The 22,323-nt window shown below is 48.5% G+C and carries 19 protein-coding genes; 18 read left to right on the forward strand and 1 reads right to left on the reverse strand.

The genetic code is table 11. The features are described 5' to 3' along the window. The first annotated feature begins 94 nt into the window (after positions 1-94). The 8 genes from PO771_RS04720 (at position 95) to holA (ending at position 8,865) form a co-directional block, all read left to right on the forward strand. The gene (locus tag PO771_RS04720) at positions 95-1,393 is read left to right on the forward strand and encodes a homocysteine synthase (protein ID WP_272562128.1); all 1,299 of its coding nucleotides are present in this window, start codon (positions 95-97) and stop codon (positions 1,391-1,393) included. Positions 1,394-1,476: 83 nt separating this feature from the next. Beyond that, positions 1,477-1,980 (forward strand): deoxycytidylate deaminase, encoded by a 504-nt coding sequence (locus tag PO771_RS04725; protein WP_272562129.1) that lies wholly within the window; start codon positions 1,477-1,479, stop codon positions 1,978-1,980. Between the two features lie 106 nt (positions 1,981-2,086). Then, positions 2,087-2,671, forward strand: coding sequence for a hypothetical protein (locus PO771_RS04730; protein ID WP_272562130.1), 585 nt, complete (start codon positions 2,087-2,089; stop codon positions 2,669-2,671). Positions 2,672-2,765: 94 nt separating this feature from the next. Next, positions 2,766-3,410, forward strand: coding sequence for a MazG-like family protein (locus PO771_RS04735; protein WP_272562131.1), 645 nt, complete (start codon positions 2,766-2,768; stop codon positions 3,408-3,410). A 16-nt stretch (positions 3,411-3,426) separates the two neighbouring features. After that, positions 3,427-5,805: a DNA internalization-related competence protein ComEC/Rec2 gene (locus tag PO771_RS04740; RefSeq protein ID WP_272562132.1), complete on the forward strand. Its 2,379-nt coding sequence runs from the start codon at positions 3,427-3,429 to the stop codon at positions 5,803-5,805. Positions 5,806-5,873: 68 nt separating this feature from the next. After that, positions 5,874-6,416, forward strand: a complete 543-nt coding sequence (locus tag PO771_RS04745) for an RNA polymerase sigma factor (RefSeq protein WP_272562133.1) — start codon at positions 5,874-5,876, stop codon at positions 6,414-6,416. A gap of 1 nt (position 6,417) precedes the next feature. Further along, positions 6,418-7,620, forward strand: coding sequence for a zf-HC2 domain-containing protein (locus PO771_RS04750; RefSeq protein WP_272562134.1), 1,203 nt, complete (start codon positions 6,418-6,420; stop codon positions 7,618-7,620). Positions 7,621-7,803: 183 nt separating this feature from the next. Then, a complete protein-coding gene (holA, locus tag PO771_RS04755) occupies positions 7,804-8,865 on the forward strand; it encodes a DNA polymerase III subunit delta (RefSeq protein ID WP_272562135.1) in 1,062 nt (353 codons plus the stop codon). Positions 8,866-8,941: 76 nt separating this feature from the next. On the opposite strand, the gene rpsT is transcribed toward holA, so the two are convergent. After that, positions 8,942-9,208 carry a 30S ribosomal protein S20 gene (rpsT, locus tag PO771_RS04760; RefSeq protein ID WP_096464284.1) on the reverse strand — a complete coding sequence of 89 codons (267 nt, stop codon included), beginning with the start codon at positions 9,206-9,208 and terminating at the stop codon, positions 8,942-8,944. 157 nt (positions 9,209-9,365) lie between these two features. Between rpsT and gpr the strand changes: the two genes are divergently transcribed. From gpr to dnaK, 10 genes are all read left to right on the forward strand, one after another. After that, the gene (gene gpr, locus PO771_RS04765; protein WP_272562136.1) at positions 9,366-10,478 is read left to right on the forward strand and encodes a GPR endopeptidase; all 1,113 of its coding nucleotides are present in this window, start codon (positions 9,366-9,368) and stop codon (positions 10,476-10,478) included. Positions 10,479-11,013: 535 nt separating this feature from the next. Continuing rightward, positions 11,014-12,186 carry a stage II sporulation protein P gene (gene spoIIP, locus PO771_RS04770; protein WP_272562137.1) on the forward strand — a complete coding sequence of 391 codons (1,173 nt, stop codon included), beginning with the start codon at positions 11,014-11,016 and terminating at the stop codon, positions 12,184-12,186. Positions 12,187-12,202: 16 nt separating this feature from the next. Next, positions 12,203-12,520, forward strand: coding sequence for a DUF3679 domain-containing protein (locus PO771_RS04775; RefSeq protein ID WP_272562138.1), 318 nt, complete (start codon positions 12,203-12,205; stop codon positions 12,518-12,520). Between the two features lie 91 nt (positions 12,521-12,611). Next, a complete protein-coding gene (locus PO771_RS04780) occupies positions 12,612-13,736 on the forward strand; it encodes a M24 family metallopeptidase (protein ID WP_272562139.1) in 1,125 nt (374 codons plus the stop codon). Between the two features lie 346 nt (positions 13,737-14,082). Beyond that, positions 14,083-15,897 (forward strand): translation elongation factor 4, encoded by a 1,815-nt coding sequence (lepA, locus tag PO771_RS04785; RefSeq protein WP_272562140.1) that lies wholly within the window; start codon positions 14,083-14,085, stop codon positions 15,895-15,897. 78 nt (positions 15,898-15,975) lie between these two features. Next, the gene (gene hemW / locus PO771_RS04790) at positions 15,976-17,130 is read left to right on the forward strand and encodes a radical SAM family heme chaperone HemW (protein ID WP_272562141.1); all 1,155 of its coding nucleotides are present in this window, start codon (positions 15,976-15,978) and stop codon (positions 17,128-17,130) included. 72 nt (positions 17,131-17,202) lie between these two features. Continuing rightward, a complete protein-coding gene (hrcA, locus tag PO771_RS04795; protein WP_272562142.1) occupies positions 17,203-18,237 on the forward strand; it encodes a heat-inducible transcriptional repressor HrcA in 1,035 nt (344 codons plus the stop codon). 36 nt (positions 18,238-18,273) lie between these two features. Further along, entirely contained in the window at positions 18,274-19,818 is a 1,545-nt protein-coding gene (locus tag PO771_RS04800; protein ID WP_272562143.1) for a TCP-1/cpn60 chaperonin family protein, read from the forward strand. An 11-nt stretch (positions 19,819-19,829) separates the two neighbouring features. After that, positions 19,830-20,381, forward strand: a complete 552-nt coding sequence (gene grpE, locus PO771_RS04805; protein WP_272562144.1) for a nucleotide exchange factor GrpE — start codon at positions 19,830-19,832, stop codon at positions 20,379-20,381. 63 nt (positions 20,382-20,444) lie between these two features. Beyond that, entirely contained in the window at positions 20,445-22,277 is a 1,833-nt protein-coding gene (gene dnaK, locus PO771_RS04810) for a molecular chaperone DnaK (RefSeq protein ID WP_272562145.1), read from the forward strand. Positions 22,278-22,323: the final 46 nt, after the last annotated feature.

Here is a 22,323-nt window from a genome sequence, read left to right on the forward strand (position 1 = left end):
TTCCATAACGGAGAAGAGGTTTTTATTTTGGTACATAACATCGCCCTCCGTGAAGAACAACTACTACACTTACTTTTTCAAGGGGGATATGACAATGTCACAAGAACGCGAATTGAAATTTGAAACCATCTGCCTGCACGGCGGACAGCAGGTAGATCCAACTACACAATCACGTGCGGTTCCGATCTACCAGACGAGCTCATATGTATTCAAGGATACAGACCATGCAGCAAACCTGTTTGGACTTAAAGAGTTTGGCAATATTTACACACGCATTATGAATCCAACGCAAGATACATTTGAGCAGCGGATTGCACAGCTTGAAGGCGGTGTGGCTGCGCTTGCTGTATCATCTGGTCAATCTGCGATTACTTTCGCAATTCTCAACATTGCCGGTGCAGGTGATGAGATCGTTGCATCGAGCAACCTGTACGGTGGCACATACAATCTGTTTGTACACACATTAGGCAAACTTGGTATTAAAGTAAAACTGGTTGATCCGTCTGACACAGAAAACTTCCGTGCGGCGATCACAGATAAAACAAAAGCAGTCTATACGGAGACAATCGGTAATCCGCGTATTGACGTAGCGGACCTTGAAGGGATTGCCGCAATCGCACATGAGAATGGTGTTCCACTTATCGTGGATAACACATTCGCAAGTCCATACTTGTGCCGCCCGATTGAATTCGGTGCAGACATTGTCATTCATTCTGCTACGAAGTTCATTGGTGGACATGGGACATCAATCGGTGGCGTAATCGTTGATTCTGGTAAATTCGACTGGAACAATGGCAAGTTCCCAGGCCTGAGCGAGCCGGACCCAAGCTACAATGGAGTAGTATATACAGAAGCGGTAGGTAACCTGGCGTACATTATCAAGGCTCGTGTACAACTGCTGCGTGATATCGGGGCTGCTACGACACCGATTAACTCCTGGTTGTTCATTCAAGGTCTTGAAACGCTTCACCTGCGCATGGAGCGTCATGTGGAAAATGCGCTGAAGGTTGCGCAATTCCTGAAAAATCATGAGCTTGTATCATGGGTGAACTATCCAAGTCTTGAAGGTGACAAATATTATGAGCGTGCGCAAAAATATTTGCCAAAAGGAGCAGGGGCAGTCTTCACATTCGGCATTAAAGGCGGAGTTGAAGAAGGTAAGAAATTCATCAACAGCCTGAAGCTGTTCTCACACCTGGCGAATATTGGGGATGCGAAATCACTCGTCATTCACCCGGCAAGCACAACGCACTTGCAGCTTACAGAAGAGCAGCAAATCAGTGCGGGTGTATCTCCTGACCTCATCCGTCTGTCCATCGGGATTGAAGCCGTTGATGATATTATCGCAGACCTGGAACAAGCGCTTAAAGTGAGCCAGTTGGCAACTGTATAAGATACGAAAAGGATGCTGTGCATTTTGCACGCATCCTTTTTTCGTTTACTATAGAAAAAAGAACATGTAGAGGAGAGAGAATCATGAGTGAACGAAAAACATGGGATGAATATTTTATGGATCTGGCTTATATGGCATCTACACGTGCAACGTGCCCGCGTCGGCATGTAGGGGCTGTGCTGACAAAACAGCGCAAAGTACTAGGCACTGCCTATAACGGGAGTCCGAGTGGTGTACCGTCCTGTCTGGAGGAAGGGTGCTTGCTACATAATTATTACGAGACAGATGAAGTAGGCGTTATTCAGGAGAAACAGAAGTGCATTCGAACGATTCACGCGGAGCAAAACTTGTTGTTGTTTACAGATCAGGCAGATCGACAGGGGGCGACGATTTACGTGACTGATCAACCGTGCTGGACGTGTGCGAACATGATTGCAAACAGCGGCATTGCGGAAGTCGTTTTTCATCGTCCGTATGCAAAAGATCATGCGAAAGTAGCAGAGTTATTCCAAAGGAAAGAGATTTTATTCCGACAGCTGGATATATATAAGGCTCCTGCTGGCGTTAAGATGGAGTTTGTGGATTAGCATAATTTTTTTATAAAATGCATGAAAAACTGGTATGGACTGGTCGCGAGGGGGTAAAGATGTAGCAAGAAGGCAATGAAGCTGAACTACAAAAGAGGTGAATGATATGCAACCGCATGTGACAACGATACGTGGTGTGTGCGATAATTTTCAAGCTCCGCAAGAACGCGTGGATGATGTCTATCGAATTGTAGAAGAAGCCAAAACGCGTCCGGAAATTACAGTAGAAGAAAAGAAAACAATGCAAGGCACGCTTCTGCTCGGATTTTATACAGAACATGGTGTGTTTCGACTGGTTGTACAGTCAGGGCTTCCGATTAAAGGGAGGCTGTACATTAACGGGATCACCGAGGAAGAGCTCAAGGCCAACCCGCTCATTCGTTTATTCCATGGCTCGATCTATTTGATGGGAGCGAGCGGTATGCTTCGGTTGTATGAAGAAGGACTGAGCAAGGACATTCATTTCCGAGAAGGTCGCATCTTTGAAAACAATGGTTTCGGGGAAGAAAAAGAGCTGGCTAACGTTTTGGTTGAGCAGTATATCGAACAGCAAATTGTCGAAGGCCGCATTAACTGGCTGCTTGAGAGGTTGAATGACTGCATGGAGCAGCAGGAAGAACCGAATATGTACATAATTAAGCAGGAATTGTCTGTACTTACAGATCAGTGGAACAGCCTGCAAAGTTCGTAAAAGGAAGAGAGCTGCCTCTTCCTTTTTTACATTTATTTACAAAATGTTTGCGCGGTATGGTACAATAAAGAGAAAAAAGGGAGTTGTCCATACGATGATTGAGATTGTACTGCCCCGGCTGAACCAGCTTGTTCCATCGCTGGAATCGACATTTCAAAAGCTGGTAGAAGAACAGGGAGAGCTGAGTGAAGCGATTCTGCGCTGGATAGAGGAGCAGGGAACACCAGGTGCACGTGAGGCGCTGCATCATGTAGCAGGGGAGTTGCTTGATGTGGCACAGACATGCATTTCCATGACATTCGTGCTCGAAGACATTGCGCCGGATGTACGGCTTGATACGATGATAGATGAGCATCTTGCCAAACTGATACGCAAAGGCTATGTGCAGCAGATGCAGGAGGTAGACGATGTATATATAACGGTAACAGCGGATGGATATCGGTCGCTGCGGCTGCCGCGTCTAGTCATTCCGGGTGTTACGCTCGATAGTACGGTGTTGAATATCTCGGTCGCGATTGGGCGGTTCGCGCAGTGGATTGGCAAATTCCGTGGGGCTAGTGGAGAAGAGTGTGTTCGGACGGAGGAACAGGTGCTGCGTGGCTGCGGTCTAAACTTACTGCATATTGCCCAGTGCTGTTTTACGATGTTATACATATTGGAAGAAACGTTTGTGATGGATATTACGAGTCTATTGCACGCGCATGTAGAGAAGCTGAAGCTGCGCGGATATGTGAAATAATATGATCAGGCGGCGGATGTTGTTTGTATATAGTTTGTACGCATTAGGTGGACTCATTTGCGCCTCAGTATATGCAAACAATGTCAGGTCCGCTTTTTTGGTAGTCGCGATAAGCCTTCTGGCGTCGACTGTTTTATTTATGCGATGTACAGCGTGTAGACGCTACATCATCATCGGTTTATGTTTGTTTGTGGCTGCGTTCGGTTACTATCGGTTGATTGACAGCCGTAATGTAAGTATGCTTCCAGTTGGGTCCATTACATGTGAAGGGGAAATCGTGAGTAAGGTTACGCACGACGGAGATCGCGTTCGGTTCGCATTGCGTGTATATAAGGTATATACACAGCCGAGTGTAGTAGAGGAAACGGTGCAGGTAACGGTACGTCTGAAGAATATAGACGAATGGAAGCGAGCCCGGGACGTGTTCCAGTACGGCACGCGGCTTGCGGGTCCGATTGAGCTTTCAGTGCCGCCCGAACCAACGAATCCTGGTGCCTTTGATTATGCGCGTTTTTTGTATTTCCAGCATGTTCATCGAGTGGGGAGCATAGATGGGCTGCGCGCGATTTCGTATCATGCTCCTACGTTTAGTGTATGGGGGAGTTTAGTAGCATCTCAGGAATGGCTGGCGGAACGGTTGAAGGAGATGTATGGGCCGGATACAGAGGGGCTATTGTCCGGATTTTTACTCGGCTCTGTTACGGAGATTGATCCAGAGACCTATGCGAAATTCTCTGGTCTTGGTCTAACCCATGTCATTGCCATCTCGGGTCAGCACATTACGATGCTTGCTGCCGCTATCGTCTTTCTGTGTCGACTTACTGGCCTGTCGCGAGAGCGTAGCTTTCGACTCACTATGGCACTGCTGCCGCTGTATGTGTTTTTGACCGGAGCTAGTCCGTCTGCTATGCGTGCTCTCATTATGGGAGAGCTTGTTTTGCTTGCCCTTCTCGTACGGCGACGAGCGGATGGTTGGAATGTGCTGGGTGCCGCCTTTCTTGGGATGACAGCGGTTGATCCGTATGTGATTCATCAAGTTAGTTTTCAACTTTCTTTTCTCGTTACATTTGGGCTGTTATTGCTCGTTCCTCCGCTACAGGTGCGCTTGCAGTGGATGAAGCCAGCTTCCTTGCGTGGCCTTGTGGCAGTAACAGCAGCGGCTACTCTTACATCGTTTCCCTTAACGATGTATTATTTTCATGTCTTCTCCTTTCTTTCTCCTCTCGTTAATTTTTTATTCGTTCCGTTTATAAGTGTATGTATTGCACCTCTTGCTGCTCTTTCGCTTATTTTTGGAGCTATTCATCCTGGTTTTGGTTTTTTAGCCGCAAACACTGTAGACAGCATATTAACTCCTGTTTTACACTTTTTGTATACAATCGAGTCCCAAGGCCTAATGCGCATCGTGTGGAAATCTCCCTCTATCATATGGTTGACTCTTTATGGGCTATTGGTTGCTTTCGTTTCTTTACTTTTGTATGGTAAAATGACCTTTAATTGGAAAAGTTGGTTGCTTTGTATCACACTTGCTCTCATTTGTGTGTCTCTTCCTTATGTAGATCGCCGTACTGAAGTGCGGATTACGTTTCTTGATGTCGGACAGGGAGATGCGATTGTGATACAGACACCAGACCGAGTTGTATTAATTGATACGGGCGGCATTCCGGCAGTGCCGTTTGATGGACAGACGTGGCGTATACGACGTAAGCCATTCTGGCCAGCGCGAGATGTCATTCTCCCTTACTTATACGCACAGGGAATTGGGAAAATTGATCAGTTGGTTATGACACATGGTGATGGTGACCACATCGGTGGTGTTCCATATGTTCTTACACATGTGCCCGTTCAACAGGTAATTAGCAACGGGGATTTGCCGCGGTCTCCCCTAGAGCAGGAAGTGACTGCTCTTATGCAAGCGAAGCATATTTCTCATGTGGCTGTGTCAGGTGGCCAAGTATGGGAGGAGCGAGAGGGGGTACGGTGGCGTGTGCTGAATCCGACCGGGATGAACGGATCTGGAAATAATGATCGTTCTGTTGTGCTGCTGCTTGAAGTGTACGGTCGCCGTATTTTGTTTACGGGCGATCTCGAGCGAGAAGGGGAACTGCGTTTGCTTGCAAATGAAATAGAAAAAGTTGATATTTTGAAAGTTGGCCATCATGGAAGCAAAGGCTCAACTTCAGAAGAATGGTTGACCCAGACAAAACCGGATCTGGCGATTATTTCAGCCGGACGAAACAATCGATACGGGCATCCGCATCGTGATACAATGGAAAGACTGAACCAAACCGGCAGCCGTATTGTGCGAACAGATGAATGCGGAGCTGTTACGGTCATCGTAAACAATAAGCAACTCGGCTATACAACCGTAAAAAACGGGACGACATGCCGATAAAATTTCTAGATGGATGCAACTTTTTTTAAAGGGGTTCCGTCTGTAGGGTAGAGAGGGGAGGCAAGAGCGTGGTTGATGAACAATTGATACGCTCCGCCCAGAACGGGGATCGGGATTCTCTCGTGCGGCTGCTAGAAGAGATTGAGCATTCCGTATACCGGACCGCATTTTATATAGTTGGCAATGAGCAGGATGCGATGGATGCATCGCAGGAAGCTCTTATTCGAATTTATACAAAGATTGATACGTACCAGGAGAAGGCGAAGTTTTCGACCTGGGTTCAGCGTATTGTCACAAACGTATGCATTGATAAATTCCGCAAGAAGAAAGAGACGATTTCGATTGATCAGCACGAGCTTATGCTGTATGACAAGCAGAATGTAGAACAAGAGGTCGAACGTGCCGGGATGGCAGTTGAGGTGCGGGAAGCGATCAAGCGTCTGCCTGATCATCAGCGTACGATTGTAACGTTGCGTTACATGCAGGATCTATCATACGGCGAAATAGCAGAAGTGATGAATATGCCGCTTAATACAGTGAAATCGTACCTCTATCGCGCGCGACAGCAGCTTCAGGAATTACTACATGAATATCAGAAAGGTGGTGTATAGAGTGAGTTGCGACATGATATATGAATGGATGCAGCGGGATCTAGATGATGATCTGAGCCATGTTGAGAAGCAGCGCCTGCTTGCGCATGTGTCGTCGTGTCAATCATGCTCGGAGCTATATGAGCGTCTTCACTCGCTCTCTGCCCATCTTGCCAAACTTCCCGCTGTGACGCCTCCGGTAAGTATCGTGCAGTCCATTATGCCGCGTCTTGATGAAATTGACCGTATGAAAGCAGGACGTTCAGAGCAAGCGGCAGCTTTTGAAACAGGAGTAGAGAAGACGGGATTGCGTTCAGAACGGAAGATATTCTGGTTCCGCTCTCTGGCCGGAGCAGCTGCGGCGGCCGCTGTATTGACGATTACGATCTGGAATATGGAGGATTCTCCGCTCCAGCATACGGCGTTTTCTCCGACTCCACCACAGGTTGAGGGGCGGGTTGCCATGCAGGGTGCTGACAAGCCATCTTCTGCCAAACCGTCTGCCGCAAATGCAGCGGCTGCGGGTGAGAAGTCGGTAACACCATCTCAAGGCCAGCAGACCGCTGTTCCGAGTGAGAAGCCGCCTGCTGCGACACAGTTAGTAAATAAGGCTAAAACAAATGGTGTTTTAGAAGGCAAAAAAAATGAAGCGCCTGATAAAGTGCCTCCTTCTTCTGTGGCAGGGACGGCACCAAAAGTATCAAACCAAGTGCCAGACAATCAGATGGCTAGCAAGCAGGAAAAAGCAGCTGTTGCTGAGAAAACTGAAGCACCTGCGGCTAATTCGCAAGCGGACAACGTGCCGGATCAGAAACAGGAGAAGACAGCGTCTGAACCGGCGGCAGTATCCAGCCCTGAGCAGGTTGCTGGTAAGCGCGGTATGATGCTTGGATTTGTGGCGCCGGATGATGCAAAGGATAAGGCAGAGAATAATGCGAGAGCGGCTGAATCGGAAAAGGTGGCTGTCAGCCGTGCTTTAACCGAAGAATTTTTCGTCAGCAAGAATGGGAATCGTTTGTTAGTGCGGGATGGAAATGGACAGATCAAGTTCGCTACACATGATTGGGGCGATATGTACGGAGTGTCCTACCGCTGGATTGATAGCCATCGGATTTCATATACACTGGATTATCAGGGAACGAGCGCGGAGATCGGCCCGCGTCCGCAAACACAAGAATGGTTGATTGACTTGCATAAAAATATTGAACGTCCACTTTTCAAATAATATGAACCTTTTATGATGATGTGCGTATCATGTAGTAAAAGCAGAGGTGCTTATCGTTCAGCCGACGGGTAAAGGGCCCACCCGAACCTGAACGTTTACATATACGCACAGCTTTCCCACCGCCATGGCAGGCATCTGCCATGGCTTTTTCCTTCTGGTATAATAAGAGCGAGGTGAAGAGGCATGGATATCCGGCAGGCAGCCCGGGAGATTAAAGCAGGACGTACCGCCCCTATATACGTGTTGTACGGCACAGAGCACTACCTAATGGATGAGATCATTCGCATGATGGAAGCGGCGATACTGGATGAAGCGAGTCGCGATTTTAATTATAGTGTGCATGATATGCGGGAAGTAGCGGTACAGACCGCGTTGCAGGATGCCGAGACTTTTCCGTTTATGGGCGAGAAGCGGCTGGTACGGGTTCGGCAGGCGTTATTTTTAACAGGTGCGAAGCAGACCGGATCAGTGGAACATGACCTGGAGCAGGTGCTTGCTTATGCCACCAATCCGCCGGACTATTCTGTGCTCGTATTTGAAGTGAACCAGCCAAAGTTGGACGAGCGGAAAAAAATCGTTAAAGCGCTGAAAGAAAATGGGGTTTTCATTGAATGTGCGGAGCTTGGGGAACGGGCGCTTGTGGAATGGGTAAGTAGGCAAGCGCAGCGTTACGAGGTGAGCATGGAACCGGATGCCGCTGAGCTGCTGCTGGCGATGAGCGGTACCAAGCTTCGCCAGTTGGATCGGGAAATCGAAAAGATGGCGGCGTATGTCGGTACGGGTTGTGAGATCACTGTAGAGACAGTGGAGCAACTGGCAACAAGGGAGCTGGAACATGATATATTCCGTCTGATTGACTATATTGCCCGGCTGCGGATTGAAGAAGCGCTGCGGATGTATTATGATTTGCAGCGGCTAAATGTCGGAAGTAGCGAGACAAGAGGGGAAGGGGAGCCGTTGAAAATATTAACGCTTCTTGCTCGTCAGTTTCGGATTTTGCTGCAAATTAAAACACTTGCGCCGAGGGGGTATTCTCAGCAGCAGATTGCATCTACACTCGGGATTCATCCATATGTGGCCAAGCTAGCAGGTGAGCAGGCGCATTCTTTCAGCGAAAAAGCGCTGAAAAATATTGTGCATCGTCTGGCAGAAGAGGACATTCGGATTAAAACCGGCCAGATTGAAAAAGGACTGGCTCTTGAACTTCTCATTGTCGGATTGAAAGACATCATTCAGGCATCGTAACGAAAAGGCTACCATAAAAGAAAAAGCGACCCTTTAGGGGGTCGCCTTTTCTTCATATGAATGCATTCATATATGCTTAAGCGGACAGGCCGTTAACCTTCTTAGCCAGACGGGACTTCTTGCGGGAAGCCGCGTTTTTATGGATCAGACCTTTGGTTACTGCTTTGTCCAGTTGTTTGCTGGCAGCTTGAAGAGCAACTTTAGCGCCTTCGAGGTTGCCTGCAGAAACAGCAACTTCTACACCTTTAACTGCAGTGCGAAGAGCAGACTTTTGAGCTGCGCGATGAGCGCGACGCTTTTCGATCGTTTTTGTACGTTTGATCGCAGATTTAATATTAGGCATGAGATTCACCTCCTTGGTGCATCCGGTACTACGTGAACTTGTTAAAAGTCAACAAATTAAATTGTATCAGGTCTAGTAGGCATTTGCAAGATTCATTTTGAATAGTGTCATGTTTTTTTTCTTTACACCAGGGCAAAACTAGAATGGAGGTGATAGCATGGAGAATAAACTGGATTTAAGCGTCTATAACATTCGGACAGACCTTGCACTTGAAGCGCGAGAGCTTGCATCGGAACGTGAGCCGGAGGCGGCAATGAACGGTGTGCAGTTCCATACGGAAGAAGAGAATGGGATTACAGTTTCAATGATGACGATTGATACAGATGAAGGCGCACAGCGTATTGGTAAAGCAAAGGGGCGATATGTAACGCTTGAAGTACCGGGACTACGCTCACACGATTCAGAATTACAAGATCGGGTAACGACAAGATTTGCGCGTGAGTTTGGGGAGTTTCTAAAAGAGATTGGCATTACGGAAAAACAGAGTGCACTCATTGTCGGACTAGGGAACTGGAACGTAACGCCGGATGCAGTCGGGCCAATCGTTGTAGAGAACGTGCTTGTGACCCGGCATTTGTTTCAGCTTATGCCGGAGCAAGTTGAAGACGGGTATCGACCAGTTAGTGCGATTTCACCTGGTGTGCTTGGCACTACCGGAATTGAAACAAGTGAAATTGTACATGGCGTGATCGAGAAAGCGAAGCCTGATTTCATTATCGCGATTGATGCGCTTGCATCCCGAGCGCTTGAGCGGGTGAATACGACGATTCAAATCTCGGATGCGGGCATTAGCCCGGGCTCCGGAGTCGGCAACAAGCGGAAGCCGCTGACGAAAGAAGCGCTTGGCATCCCGGTTATCGCAGTCGGTGTCCCGACGGTTGTTGATGCAGTGACGATTGTACACGATACAATTACCTATTTGCTTGGACACTTGGGACGGCAGGTGAAAGAAGCGAAAAATCCGCGTCCATCCAGCAGGCTTGCGCCGGGAGGCTTCTCGTTTCCGGGCAAGGTAAAGCGCTATACAGAAGATGATATGCCGACACAGGAAGAGAAGCAGGCCATCCTTGGCATGATCGGCAGCCTTGAAGAACAAGAAACCCGTCAGCTCATCCATGAAGTACTTGTGCCGCTCGGACATAACCTCATCGTCACTCCAAAAGAAGTGGATGATTACGTCGAAGACATCGCCAACGTAGTCGCAAGCGGATTGAACGCCGCCCTGCATCGTGCTGTTAATATGGACAGTACATCTGCATACACCCATTAAAAACATAGGTTGTCTCAAAAGCTGTAGCATAGCGACTGAGACAGCCTTGTTTTTCTTTATGGGGGTTTTATCCAAAGTATGGTGGAGGAGCGGGATCAGGCGGTGCCTCGTCACTTCGGTACGCTTGCAGAGAAGTGGAAACTGTCCGCTCCAAGTGCCAAGCGAACTAGCCCACAAAAAGTGCCTGCGATGTATTCGCATCGAAGTATTGTGGGCAAGAGCCCGTTCACTTGGCCCCTTCCGCTGAGAGATCGCGTACAGGCGTTCCGCTGCCCCGCCCGATCCCGCTCCTAACACACTTTTGTTAAACACCAGCAAGCAGTAGCAAGCAGCTCTCTCGCCACCAAACGTTGTCGATATCACGAAAAGCTGTTCGTTCGCAATGTTCAGGGTTCCTGTCTCTATCACTACACTTTGTTACCATGCCGCTCTCAAACAAATCTACAGATTCCAGTTCTATCATGCTCCGCTCTTTCATAGATTGCTAGAGAAGAGCGGGTTGTCCATTCCGTTCAAAGGGAGGGGAGAGTGGGGCATGCAGCGGAAATATCGCGGCGTCGTACTGAATCTTAACGGAGTAGGCGTCCAGCGGAGCTTCATTATGTTATCGCTCAGTACAGCTGTCGTTTTTATCCTGCTCGGGATGCTATTCGTGTCACAGGCGGGGCGGGGACTATCCTCGCAGCACGTCGGAAAAATCGCGGTCGGAATGTCAAATGGCTGGATGCTCCAGACCTTACGCTACGAGTTACCGTACTTTCAACCGAATGTACCAGAAGGGGAATCGGTAAATATTCCAACACTGATGTTTCGACTTGTAACAAGTATTAACCCGGATGATCCACGGACGCTTCTTGGCTATGAGCTTCCGGGATTTAGTTTGTTTGATACCGAAGTACTTGTCTCAGAAAAAACGGTAGCATTAAGTGACCTGCCATTCGAATCATCTCCACCACCGGAAGCGTTGCGCGATGAATCAGAAGTGGAGAAAAAGACAACTCCAGTTCCGCTACAGGATACGATGCTATCGACTAAAGGGAAAAAAGTAATGTTCCTCTACAATACGCATAATCGTGAATCGTGGGTATCAGAGGTACCGAAAGCACGCGAGCAGAATGATCCAAATCTGGCGATGGATGCGAAAACGAATGTGACGTTGATCAGCAAGCGAATGGCCAAAACACTCGAACAAGATGGAATTGGTTCAACAGTAGGATTACGTGATTTCACAGGTATCTTAAATCAGCGCAGCGCCTCTTATTCCTTGTCGTATGCCGAATCGCTCAAAATGGTGAAGTCAGTCATGGCACAGGATCGCAATCTGAATTACTTCATTGACATTCATCGTGATTCGCTTCCACGTAAATCGACAACAACGACGATCAACGGGAAGAGCTATGCTCAGGCCTTTTTTGTCATCGGCATGCGTAACCCGAACTGGGAGAAAAATCAGCAGTTCGCACTTAAAGTTCATAACGTAATCGAGAAAAAGTATCCGGGCCTCTCCAAAGGTATATTTGGCAAAAAAGGTGGGAATGGTGAATATAACCAGTCTGTATCGCCTAACTCGATTTTGATCGAGGTTGGTGGACCTGACAATACAGTAGAAGAGTGCTACCGCACAGCGGACATTCTGGCGGAAGCAATTGCCGAAGTATACTGGGAAGCGGAGAAAGCGAATGCAAAGCCAAAAGCGAAACATTCGTAGGCAGGAGGGAGCGCTCGTGAAACTGGCCGCAAAGTTTTGTTTGCTAGTCGGAGTGCTGTTTGTAGGAATTCTATTCGGGATTAATACAGCGGAAAAAGGCATGCAGCGCATTGAAGGTACGACGGATCTGCCAGGCAAAAGCTTCGTGATCAAAAAGATAGAAGGCGGCAAGATGGAAGTGGAAGTGCTAGGCAAGCAAGTCTCATCCAGTGTGCCGATCTCAAGTGGAAAGGCAGCAGCTGGAAACTGGCTTAGCCAAGTTGGAGGAGACATCCGTACGCTTGTTATCGGGACAACACGCACGGTAATGGAATGGATAATGAGTAAGTTATAGAAGACCGCCTTGGCGGTTTCTTTTTTTGCTACATTAGTGTTAGGTGGTTCTATTCGTGTTGGTATAATTAAGAAAAAAGGGAGGGATGAATATGACAATCTATCAGCAAAGACTACATACTATCAAGCAGGAGATTGAGCGGGTTGGGGTAGAAGCAGCACTTCTAACATCTCCGCTGTCTGTGGCGTATGTGTCCGGGTTTGTATGTGAACCGCATGAACGGTTTATGGGGCTAGTCGTACGTCCCGATGCAGAGCCTGTGCTGTTTGTGCCGTCACTAGAGAAGGATAAGGCAGAAGCAGAGCTTTCGGCACACGGTGATTTTATTCGTAAGGTGATTGCGATTAGTGATACAGATAATCCATATGCCCGTCTATCAGAAGCTGGGTTGGGTACTGGTGTAAAACGTCTGGCGATTGAAAAGTCATACATGCGTGTCCAGGAAGCGGACAGGCTGGCGGAAGTGCTTCCGGGAGTGCAGTTCACAGATATTGGAGATGCGATTGTACGCTTGCGCCTACACAAGTCGGAAGAAGAAGTAGCACGTATGGAGATCGCGATACGTCTAGTAGAAGAGGTGCTAGCAGAAGGGCTAAAAAAAGTTCGTCAGGGTGTAACGGAACTTGAACTAGTTGCGGAGCTAGAATATCTCATGAAAAAGAAAGGCGCAGATGCTCCGTCATTTGACACGATGGTGCTTGCCGGGGCCAATTCAGCTCTGCCGCATGGTGTGCCGGGAATGACAAAAGTCCAGGAAGGACAGTTTCTACTGTTTGACCTCGGTGTGTTCAAGGACGGTTATTGCTCAGATATTACCCGCACGTTCGTTGTAGGCGAGCCGACAGAAGAAATGGAGCGCATCTATCAAACCGTACTTGCGGCCGAAGAAGCTGCCATTCAGGCTGTACAACCAGGGCATGCACTCGCAGCAGTTGACCGTGCTGCCCGCACTACTATCACAGGTGCCGGATATGGACAATACTTCACGCACCGTGTCGGTCATGGTCTAGGGCTTGAAATACACGAAGCACCATCCGTTCATGGCGAAAACCAGACTCCGATGGAAGCAGGTATGACCTTCACCATCGAACCTGGCATCTATGTTCCGGGATTGGGCGGTGTCCGTATCGAAGACGACATTCTTGTAACTGAATCTGGGGCACGGGTGCTGACTGCATTTCCGAAGGAGCTTACGAAACTCCTAGTACAATTCTAGAAATCATCCTCGAATCACGAAGAAAAAATCAACAACGAAAAACAGCGAAAGTATGTCGGGGTGTGGAGGGCGGTGTCTGTCAAGCGAACATTCTGGCTTTTTGCTTAGCGATCTGAACCGGAAAGCGAAATAAACTCGCAATTGTCTCCCTCTTCGAGCTGCCCAGATGTTTTGCGAGTTCGCTTGGAGGTGAAGAGAGCGGACAGTGTAACATCCCTGCCAAAAAGCCAGCACGTGAGCGGACAGACACCGCCCTCCATGCCCCGCCACCATACTTTCGCTTTGTTTTTCCCCCACTGCCTGATATAATAGTACTTAGTGCATTTTTTCCTCGTGGGAGGTACGTATGGATCGTAGAAAAAGACAAGAAAAAATCCGCAATTTCTCTATCATTGCTCACATTGACCATGGCAAGTCCACATTGGCAGACCGGATTCTCGAATTCACCGGCGCACTGAGTGATCGGGAGAAGGAAGACCAGTTCCTTGATCAGATGGATTTGGAACGTGAGCGAGGCATTACGATTAAATTAAATGCCGTTCAGCTTAAATATAAAGCACAAGACGGCGAAGAATACATTCTACACCTGATCGACACACCTGGGCACGTCGACTTCACTTATGAAGTGTCGCGCAGTCTCGCAGCTTGTGAAGGGGCGTTACTCGTAGTAGACGCTGCTCAGGGCATCGAAGCACAGACGCTTGCCAACGTGTACCTGGCGCTTGATAACAACCTGGAGATTCTTCCAGTTATTAACAAGATTGACCTGCCGAGTGCTGAGCCAGAACGTGTGAAACAGGAAGTGGAAGATGTAATTGGCCTTGATGCGAGTGACGCCGTACTGGCGTCAGCGAAAGCAGGCATTGGCATTGGTGATATCCTTGAGCAAGTTGTAGCCAAAGTTCCGGCTCCAACAGGGGACCCGGATGCGCCACTGAAAGCGCTCATTTTCGATTCGTATTATGATGCTTACCGTGGGGTAATTACATCTGTTCGAATTGTGGATGGAAGCGTGCGCAAAGGTTCTAAAATTAAAATGATGGCGACTGGTGCGGTGTTTGAAGTTACTGAAGTTGGTACACATGCGCCGTTTGCGAAGCAAGTAGATGAGCTGACAGTCGGAGATGTAGGCTACATCGCAGCAAGTATTAAAAGTGTACGGGATACACGGGTCGGGGATACGATTACATTAGCGGACAATCCAGCTGCTGAAGGGCTGCCGGGCTACCGAAAAGTAAACCCGATGGTATTCAGCGGGATGTATCCGGTTGACAGCAGTGACTACAATGACCTGCGGGAAGCGCTGGAGAAGCTTCAGCTCAATGATGCGTCGCTCCAGTTCGAGCCGGAGACTTCACAGGCGCTTGGCTTCGGTTTCCGATGCGGCTTCCTTGGCATGTTGCACATGGAAATTATGCAGGAACGTATTGAGCGGGAATTCGACATCCCACTTATTACGACTGCACCGAGCGTAATTTATCGTGTTACCAAAACGGATGGAGAAGTGCTTGACATCGAGAACCCGTCCAAAATGCCAGAAGCACAGCGCATTGATTTCATTGAAGAGCCATATGTAAAAGCTTCGATCATGGTGCCAAAAGATTTCGTCGGCGCGATTATGGATTTATGCCAGCGCAAGCGGGGCGAGTTCGTTGACATGCAGTACATTGACGATCTTCGTGTGCAGATTATATATGAAATGCCGCTTGCCGAGATCGTATTCGAATTTTTCGACCAGCTGAAATCAAACACAAAAGGATATGCATCTTTTGATTATGAGCTAGTTGGCTATAAAAAATCGAAGCTTGTGAAGATGGACATTATGCTGAATGGCGAGACGGTCGATGCTCTCTCGTTCATCGTTCACCGCGATACCGCCTACCAGCGCGGTCGTGTGTTCTGTGAGAAGCTAAAAGAACTCATCCCACGTCAGATGTTCGAGGTGCCAATTCAGGCTGCTATCGGACAAAAGATCGTGGCGCGTGAGACGATTAAAGCGATGCGCAAAAACGTATTGGCTAAGTGTTACGGCGGGGATATTTCCCGGAAGCGTAAACTGCTTGAGAAGCAGAAGGAAGGGAAGAAGCGCATGAAGTCAGTCGGAAGTGTGGAAATTCCACAGGAAGCGTTCATGGCGGTTCTCAAAATGGATGATAACTAGGCAAGTAACGATAGAGAGAGAAGAGTGGGCGCATGCTCGCTCTTTTTTCTTCATTAGGAGAGAAAGAAGGGATGCTACATGACACGGGCCGTATACATTCACATCCCGTTTTGTACGAACAAATGCTACTACTGTGACTTCAACTCCTTCGTCACGAAAAATCCGCAACTCGTATGGGAGTACCTTCACGCGCTTGACCGTGAGATGGAGGAGACTGTACAGCGTTTCCCACCAGAGGAGATCCAGACGATTTTTGTCGGGGGAGGAACGCCGACGTTTCTTGATGCGAAGCAGATGGAGTTTTTTGTTGCATCCGTCGCCAAGCATTTTCCGCGTCGGAGTGCAAACGTTGAGTTTACGATGGAAGCGAATCCAGGGACAACCGACCCGGAGAAGCTTGCGATTATGCGGGCGGGCGGTGTGAATCGGATCAGCTTTGGCGTGCAGTCGTTTGATGATGCGTTACTTGCGCGCATCGGGCGCATTCATGACAGCGCACAAGTGTATCGCAGTATGACGCACGCGAAGGAAGCGGGATTTACGAATTTGTCGATTGACTTGATTTTTGGCCTGCCGGATCAGACGCCGGCATTATTTAAGAAGACGTTGGATGCTGCATTTGCGCTTGATCTGCCGCATTTTTCTTCCTACAGTCTTAAAGTAGAAGAAAATACGTTATTTCACACGCTGTATGAAAAAGATAAATTGCCGCTCCCAACGGAAGAGGACGAAGTGGCGATGTATGAGATGCTCATGCGGGAGATGGCTGCACATGGTTATCGTCAGTATGAGATTAGTAACTTTGCTAGGCCCGGATACGAGAGCCGTCATAATATGACGTACTGGCGTAATGAGTCATACTATGGAATCGGAGCCGGTGCGCATGGATATGTAAACGGGGAGCGGCATGTGAATGCAGGTCCGGTACAGCAGTATATTCAGCTTGTCGGGGAGCGCGGGTTACCGCGTGTTGAACAGTTTGCGGTAACGAAAGATGAACAGATGGAAGACCATATGATTATGGGTCTGCGTATGATGAACGGTATCGATGAAGCAGCATTTGCAGAGCGGTTTGGTGTGCCCCTTGCCGGTGTTTTTGGTGCTAATATAGCTGATTTAATCGAGCTGGGGCTGCTTATGCGCGTAGACGGACGTGTGTGCTTAACGCAGAAAGGGATTCCGCTCGGCAACGAAGTTTTTGCAAGATTTCTGGGACTGGTTGACAAAGCATAACGTCGTTTGGTATTTTGAAAGTAAGCTTTTTAGCACTCATCTTATCGGAGTGCTAACAAAGGAGGGGACAGCATGCTTTCGGAACGTCAGAAGTTGATTCTGCACGCCATTATTGACAATTACATTCGTTCCGCTGAACCTGTTGGCTCCCGGACGATTTCTAAGCGAGAGGATATCGGCTATAGCTCAGCGACCATTCGCAATGAGATGGCCGATCTAGAAGAGATGGGGTATCTAGAACAGCCACATACGTCGGCCGGTCGTATTCCATCGAATAAAGGATATCGTTTTTATGTGGATCAACTTGTTTACATGCCATCGATGCAGATTGAAGACGCTACGCAGATTCGCCGGGCATTTGCTGATCGGTTTTATGAACTTGAGCAGGTCATGAATCAGGCGGCTGCAATCTTGTCTGGTCTAACGAGCTACACATCGATTGTCCTCGGGCATGAATTAAAAACAACAAAGCTTAAGACGCTGCAAATGATCCCGCTCTCACCTGGATCAGCGGTTGCCATTCTCGTCACCGATACTGGACGGGTGGAGAACAAGATGATCTCCATTCCAGAGAGTATCCCGGTAGAAGAGCTTGAACGGGTTGTGAATCTGCTCAACTCACGCTTGCAGGGAGTGGCAATGGCGGAGCTGCGTCAGCGGTTGCATACAGAAGTAACGCGCGAACTAAGCCGCTATCTTCAACACCATGAACAAATTATCGAAGTGTTTGAAGATGTGCTTCGTACAAAGCCGGAAGAGCAGATTGTGCTCAAAGGGACAACGAATATTATGATGCAGCCGGAGTTCCGCGATATTGATAAGGTGCGGGATATTCTCGCGATTTTTGAGCAAAATGATATGATGATGCGCCTATTTGATTCACAGCAAAGTGGCATTCAGGTGCGCATTGGAACGGAAAATCAGGAAGAAGCGGTAAGTGGATGCAGCATTATTACCGCTACGTACCATTTTGACGGTCTGCCAGTTGGCACAATTGGGCTGCTTGGTCCAACGCGAATGGAATACGGTCGAGTAATGGGGATTTTGCAGGAACTGGCGGGTAACCTGACCGATGCGGTTACAAGGTTTCATAAGCCGGGAACATAGTTCCCGGCCTATTCCATGAGTAAGAAGGGGATGCGTATGAATTCACATCCGAGCGAGGCGGGCGGAGCTTCCGACGAGCGGCTCTCCACTTTGTTACATAATATGCGGGCTGTGCAGGCGGTTGCGAGTTCAGTAGAGGGAACCATTGGACCTAAAGGACTCGATACGATGCTGGTCGGAGAGGATACGGTCATTATTACGAATGACGGGGTTACGATCCTCGAAGAGATGGAAGTGAAGCACCCGGCAGCTCGATTGATGATTGGTCTTGCACGTTCGCAGCAGCAGGAAGTAGGAGATGGCACGACGACAGCCACGCTGCTCGCTTCAGCGCTGGTAACAGAAGCGGTAGCACAGGTGCAGCGCGGTGTGCCCGTAACCCGGATTATTACCGGGATGGAGCGCGGGATTACAGAAGCAGTGCATTTTCTTAGTGAGCAGGCACAGGCAGTGGCAGATTTTACAGACGAGCGGCTGTATCATATTGCGAGCATTGCTGGCCGGGAGCAGGCCGACATTGCGCAGCTCGTGATCGAAGGCGCACGTGTGATCGGCCGGGATAAAATGCTTGAACCTGACTTTGTGTTTAGTGACTTGATCACGGCACAAGAAGGAGCCGAAAATGAAGTGCTTCCAGGCGTGTTAGTGCATCAGCATCCACTTGCCCGTGAAATGCCCACTGTCGTGGAGGGAGCCCGGCTGCTCATTCTAAATGATGCGCTCGAACCAGAAGAGATGGATGATGAGGCGCTTGGCACTGAGGTTGGGTTTCAACGTTATCTGGAGCTGAAAGAAGAATACCGACACAATTTGGAGAAGCTGCTTGCTCTTGAGGTGAATGTCGTTGTGCTTGATCGCAGTTGTGACAGTGTGGCAGAAGAGTTTTGTCTCGACCATGGCATTCTCGTTCTCCATCGGGTTCATAAGTCAGAGCGTGAGCGGCTTTCGCTTCATACAGGTGCGCGCTCTTTAAAACGCACAGCACTTGGAAAACCCGTAAAAGAGCTTGCGCGATCACTTGGTCATGCCGAAAAGCTTGTGTACAACGAATCACTTGCACAAGTGCGCGTAACAGGTGGAAAAGGTGTTTCAGCAGCGACGATGATTGTCGGGGCTTCTACCCAGGAGGTTGTAGGTGAGCGTGAGCGTATTGCCCGCGATGCGGCAGCAGCCGTGCAGGCAGCTGTACGATCAGGTTATTTACCCGGTGGGGGCAGTATGGAATTGTTCGCATCCCGTCATCTTGAAGGATGGCGCGACACTCTTCGGGGGCTAGAAGCATTCGGAGTAGATGTAGTGTCGACAGCATTGCGCAGTCCGCTGGCCCAGATGATTCGTAATGCAGGTTTTAGCCCACTTGAGAAAATGGAGCAAGTCAAGGCAGCACAGGTGAAAGAAAATAGCGGCAGTATCGGGCTTGATTTTGACACCGGGGAATGTGCGGATATGCTCGAAGCTGGCGTCGTGGATCCGGCGCTTGTCAAGCTGCATGCACTCAAAACGGCAGGAGAAGTTAGCCGCGCGATTTTGCGCATACATACTATTATTCGTAAAAAATCTTCGCATCGTGAGGAAGAATAGGAGGAAGTTGCGTGACAGAAGAAAATAAACAGACGGCAGAAGTAACAGAAGAGACTGAGGCAGTTGAAACAGAAGTAGTGGACACTGAGGAAGTAACAGAGGATAATAGCCTCGAAGCACAAATTGCCCAGCTTCAGGCTGAAAAAGATGAGATGTACAACAAGCTCCTGCGTGCGCAGGCGGATCTGCAAAATTTCCGTACTCGCGTTAATAAAGAAAAGGAACAAATGCTTACGTACTCATCGCAGCGTGTGATCGAAGCATTGCTTCCAGTTGTGGATAACTTCGAGCGTGCGATTACGGCAAGTCATGGAACGGGTGATACGGAAGCGCTCGCGCAAGGTGTTGAGATGGTATTCCGCCAGCTGCAACAAGTGCTTGAGCAAGAAAGTGTCACGACCGTTCCAGGTGTTGGTTCTCCGTTTGACCCAAACATGCATCAGGCGGTTATGCAGGAAGAAAGCAGCGAGTATGAATCAGGCATCATCATCGAAGAGTTCCAAAAAGGCTACAAGTTAAAGGACAGAATCATTCGTCCATCTATGGTTAAAGTAAGCTCTTGATAGCCCACAATCATCTAGTGTTTACATTTTAATTTCAATATATCGAAAGGTTGGGAATTATACATGTCTAAAGTAATTGGGATTGACCTTGGTACAACAAACTCTTGCGTAGCAGTAATGGAAGGCGGCGAGCCAGTCGTTATTCCAAATCCGGAAGGCAACCGTACAACTCCATCTGTTGTTGCGTTTAAAAATGGCGAGCGTATCGTCGGCGAAGCAGCAAAGCGTCAGGCGATTACAAACCCGGATAACACAGTAAGCTCTATTAAACGTTACATGGGTACAGCTCATAAAGAAACACTCGAAGGAAAAGACTACACAGCGCAGGAAGTATCTGCAATGATTCTGCAAAAGCTGAAATCAGACGCAGAAGCATACCTTGGCGAAACGGTAACACAGGCAGTTATTACGGTTCCAGCATACTTCAATGACAGTCAGCGTCAGGCAACAAAAGATGCGGGTAAAATCGCAGGCCTTGAAGTACTGCGTATCGTAAACGAACCGACAGCAGCAGCACTTGCGTATGGTATGGATAAAGAAGAAGATCAAACAATCCTTGTATACGACCTTGGTGGCGGTACATTCGACGTATCGATCCTTGAGCTCGGCGATGGCTTCTTCGAAGTAAAAGCAACAAGCGGCGATAACAAACTCGGCGGTGACGATTTTGACCAGGTCATCATTGACTACCTCGTGAGTGAATTTAAAAAAGAAAACAGCATCGACCTGTCAGCTGACCGCATGGCGATGCAACGTCTGAAAGACGCAGCAGAAAAAGCGAAAAAAGACCTTTCTGGTGTTCTGACAACAACGATTTCCCTGCCGTTCATCACAGCAGATGCGACAGGACCAAAACACTTAGAAGTAAACTTGACTCGTGCGAAATTTGAAGAACTGAGTGCACGTCTTGTAGAACGTACAATGGAACCGACTCGCCGCGCTCTTGCAGATGCAGGCATGAGCCCGTCTAATCTTGATAAAGTAATCCTTGTTGGTGGTTCAACTCGTATCCCAGCCGTACAAGAAGCGATTAAGAAGTTTACAGGTCAGGAGCCGCATAAAGGCGTAAATCCAGACGAAGTAGTAGCACTTGGTGCAGCTGTTCAAGCGGGCGTACTGACTGGCGATGTAAAAGACGTTGTTCTGCTTGACGTAACTCCGCTTTCACTCGGTCTGGAAACAATGGGTGGCGTTATGACAAAACTGATCGAACGTAACACTACGATTCCGACAAGTAAATCACAAGTGTTCTCAACAGCTGCTGACAACCAGACAGCGGTAGACATCCATGTGCTGCAGGGTGAGCGCCCGATGGCATCGGACAACAAAACACTCGGACGCTTCCAGCTTGGTGACATTCCACCGGCACCACGCGGCATCCCGCAAATCGAAGTAACATTCGACATTGATGCGAACGGTATCGTAAACGTATCAGCGAAAGACTTAGGTACAGGCAAAGAGCAGAAGATTACGATTACGTCTTCTTCCGGCTTAAGCGATGATGAGATTAACCGCATGGTACAAGAAGCCGAAGAAAATGCGGAAGCAGATAAACAACGCAAAGAGCAAGTGGAATTGCGTAACGAAGCAGACCAGCTCGTATTCATGACTGAGAAAACTGTGAAGGATCTCGGTGATAAAGTAGAGCAGGCTGAAATCGATAAAGCAAATGAAGCGAAAGATAAGCTGAAAGCGGCGCTTGAAGGTAGCGACCTGGAAGCGATCCGTACAGCGAAAGATGCATTGCAAGAAATCGTTCAGCAGCTGTCCATGAAACTGTATGAGCAAGCGGCTCAACAGGCACAAGCAGCAGAAGCAACAGAAGGCGGCGCTGCAAAAGCAGATGATGTTGTAGACGCAGATTACACAGTTGTAGACGAAAAAGACAAGAAATAAGCAGGATGGACGAAGTCAAAGTCAGGGCAACTTGGCTTTGACTTTT

This window comes from Aneurinibacillus uraniidurans (genome assembly GCF_028471905.1).
In the GTDB taxonomy this organism is placed as follows: Bacteria; Bacillota; Bacilli; order Aneurinibacillales; family Aneurinibacillaceae; genus Aneurinibacillus; species Aneurinibacillus uraniidurans.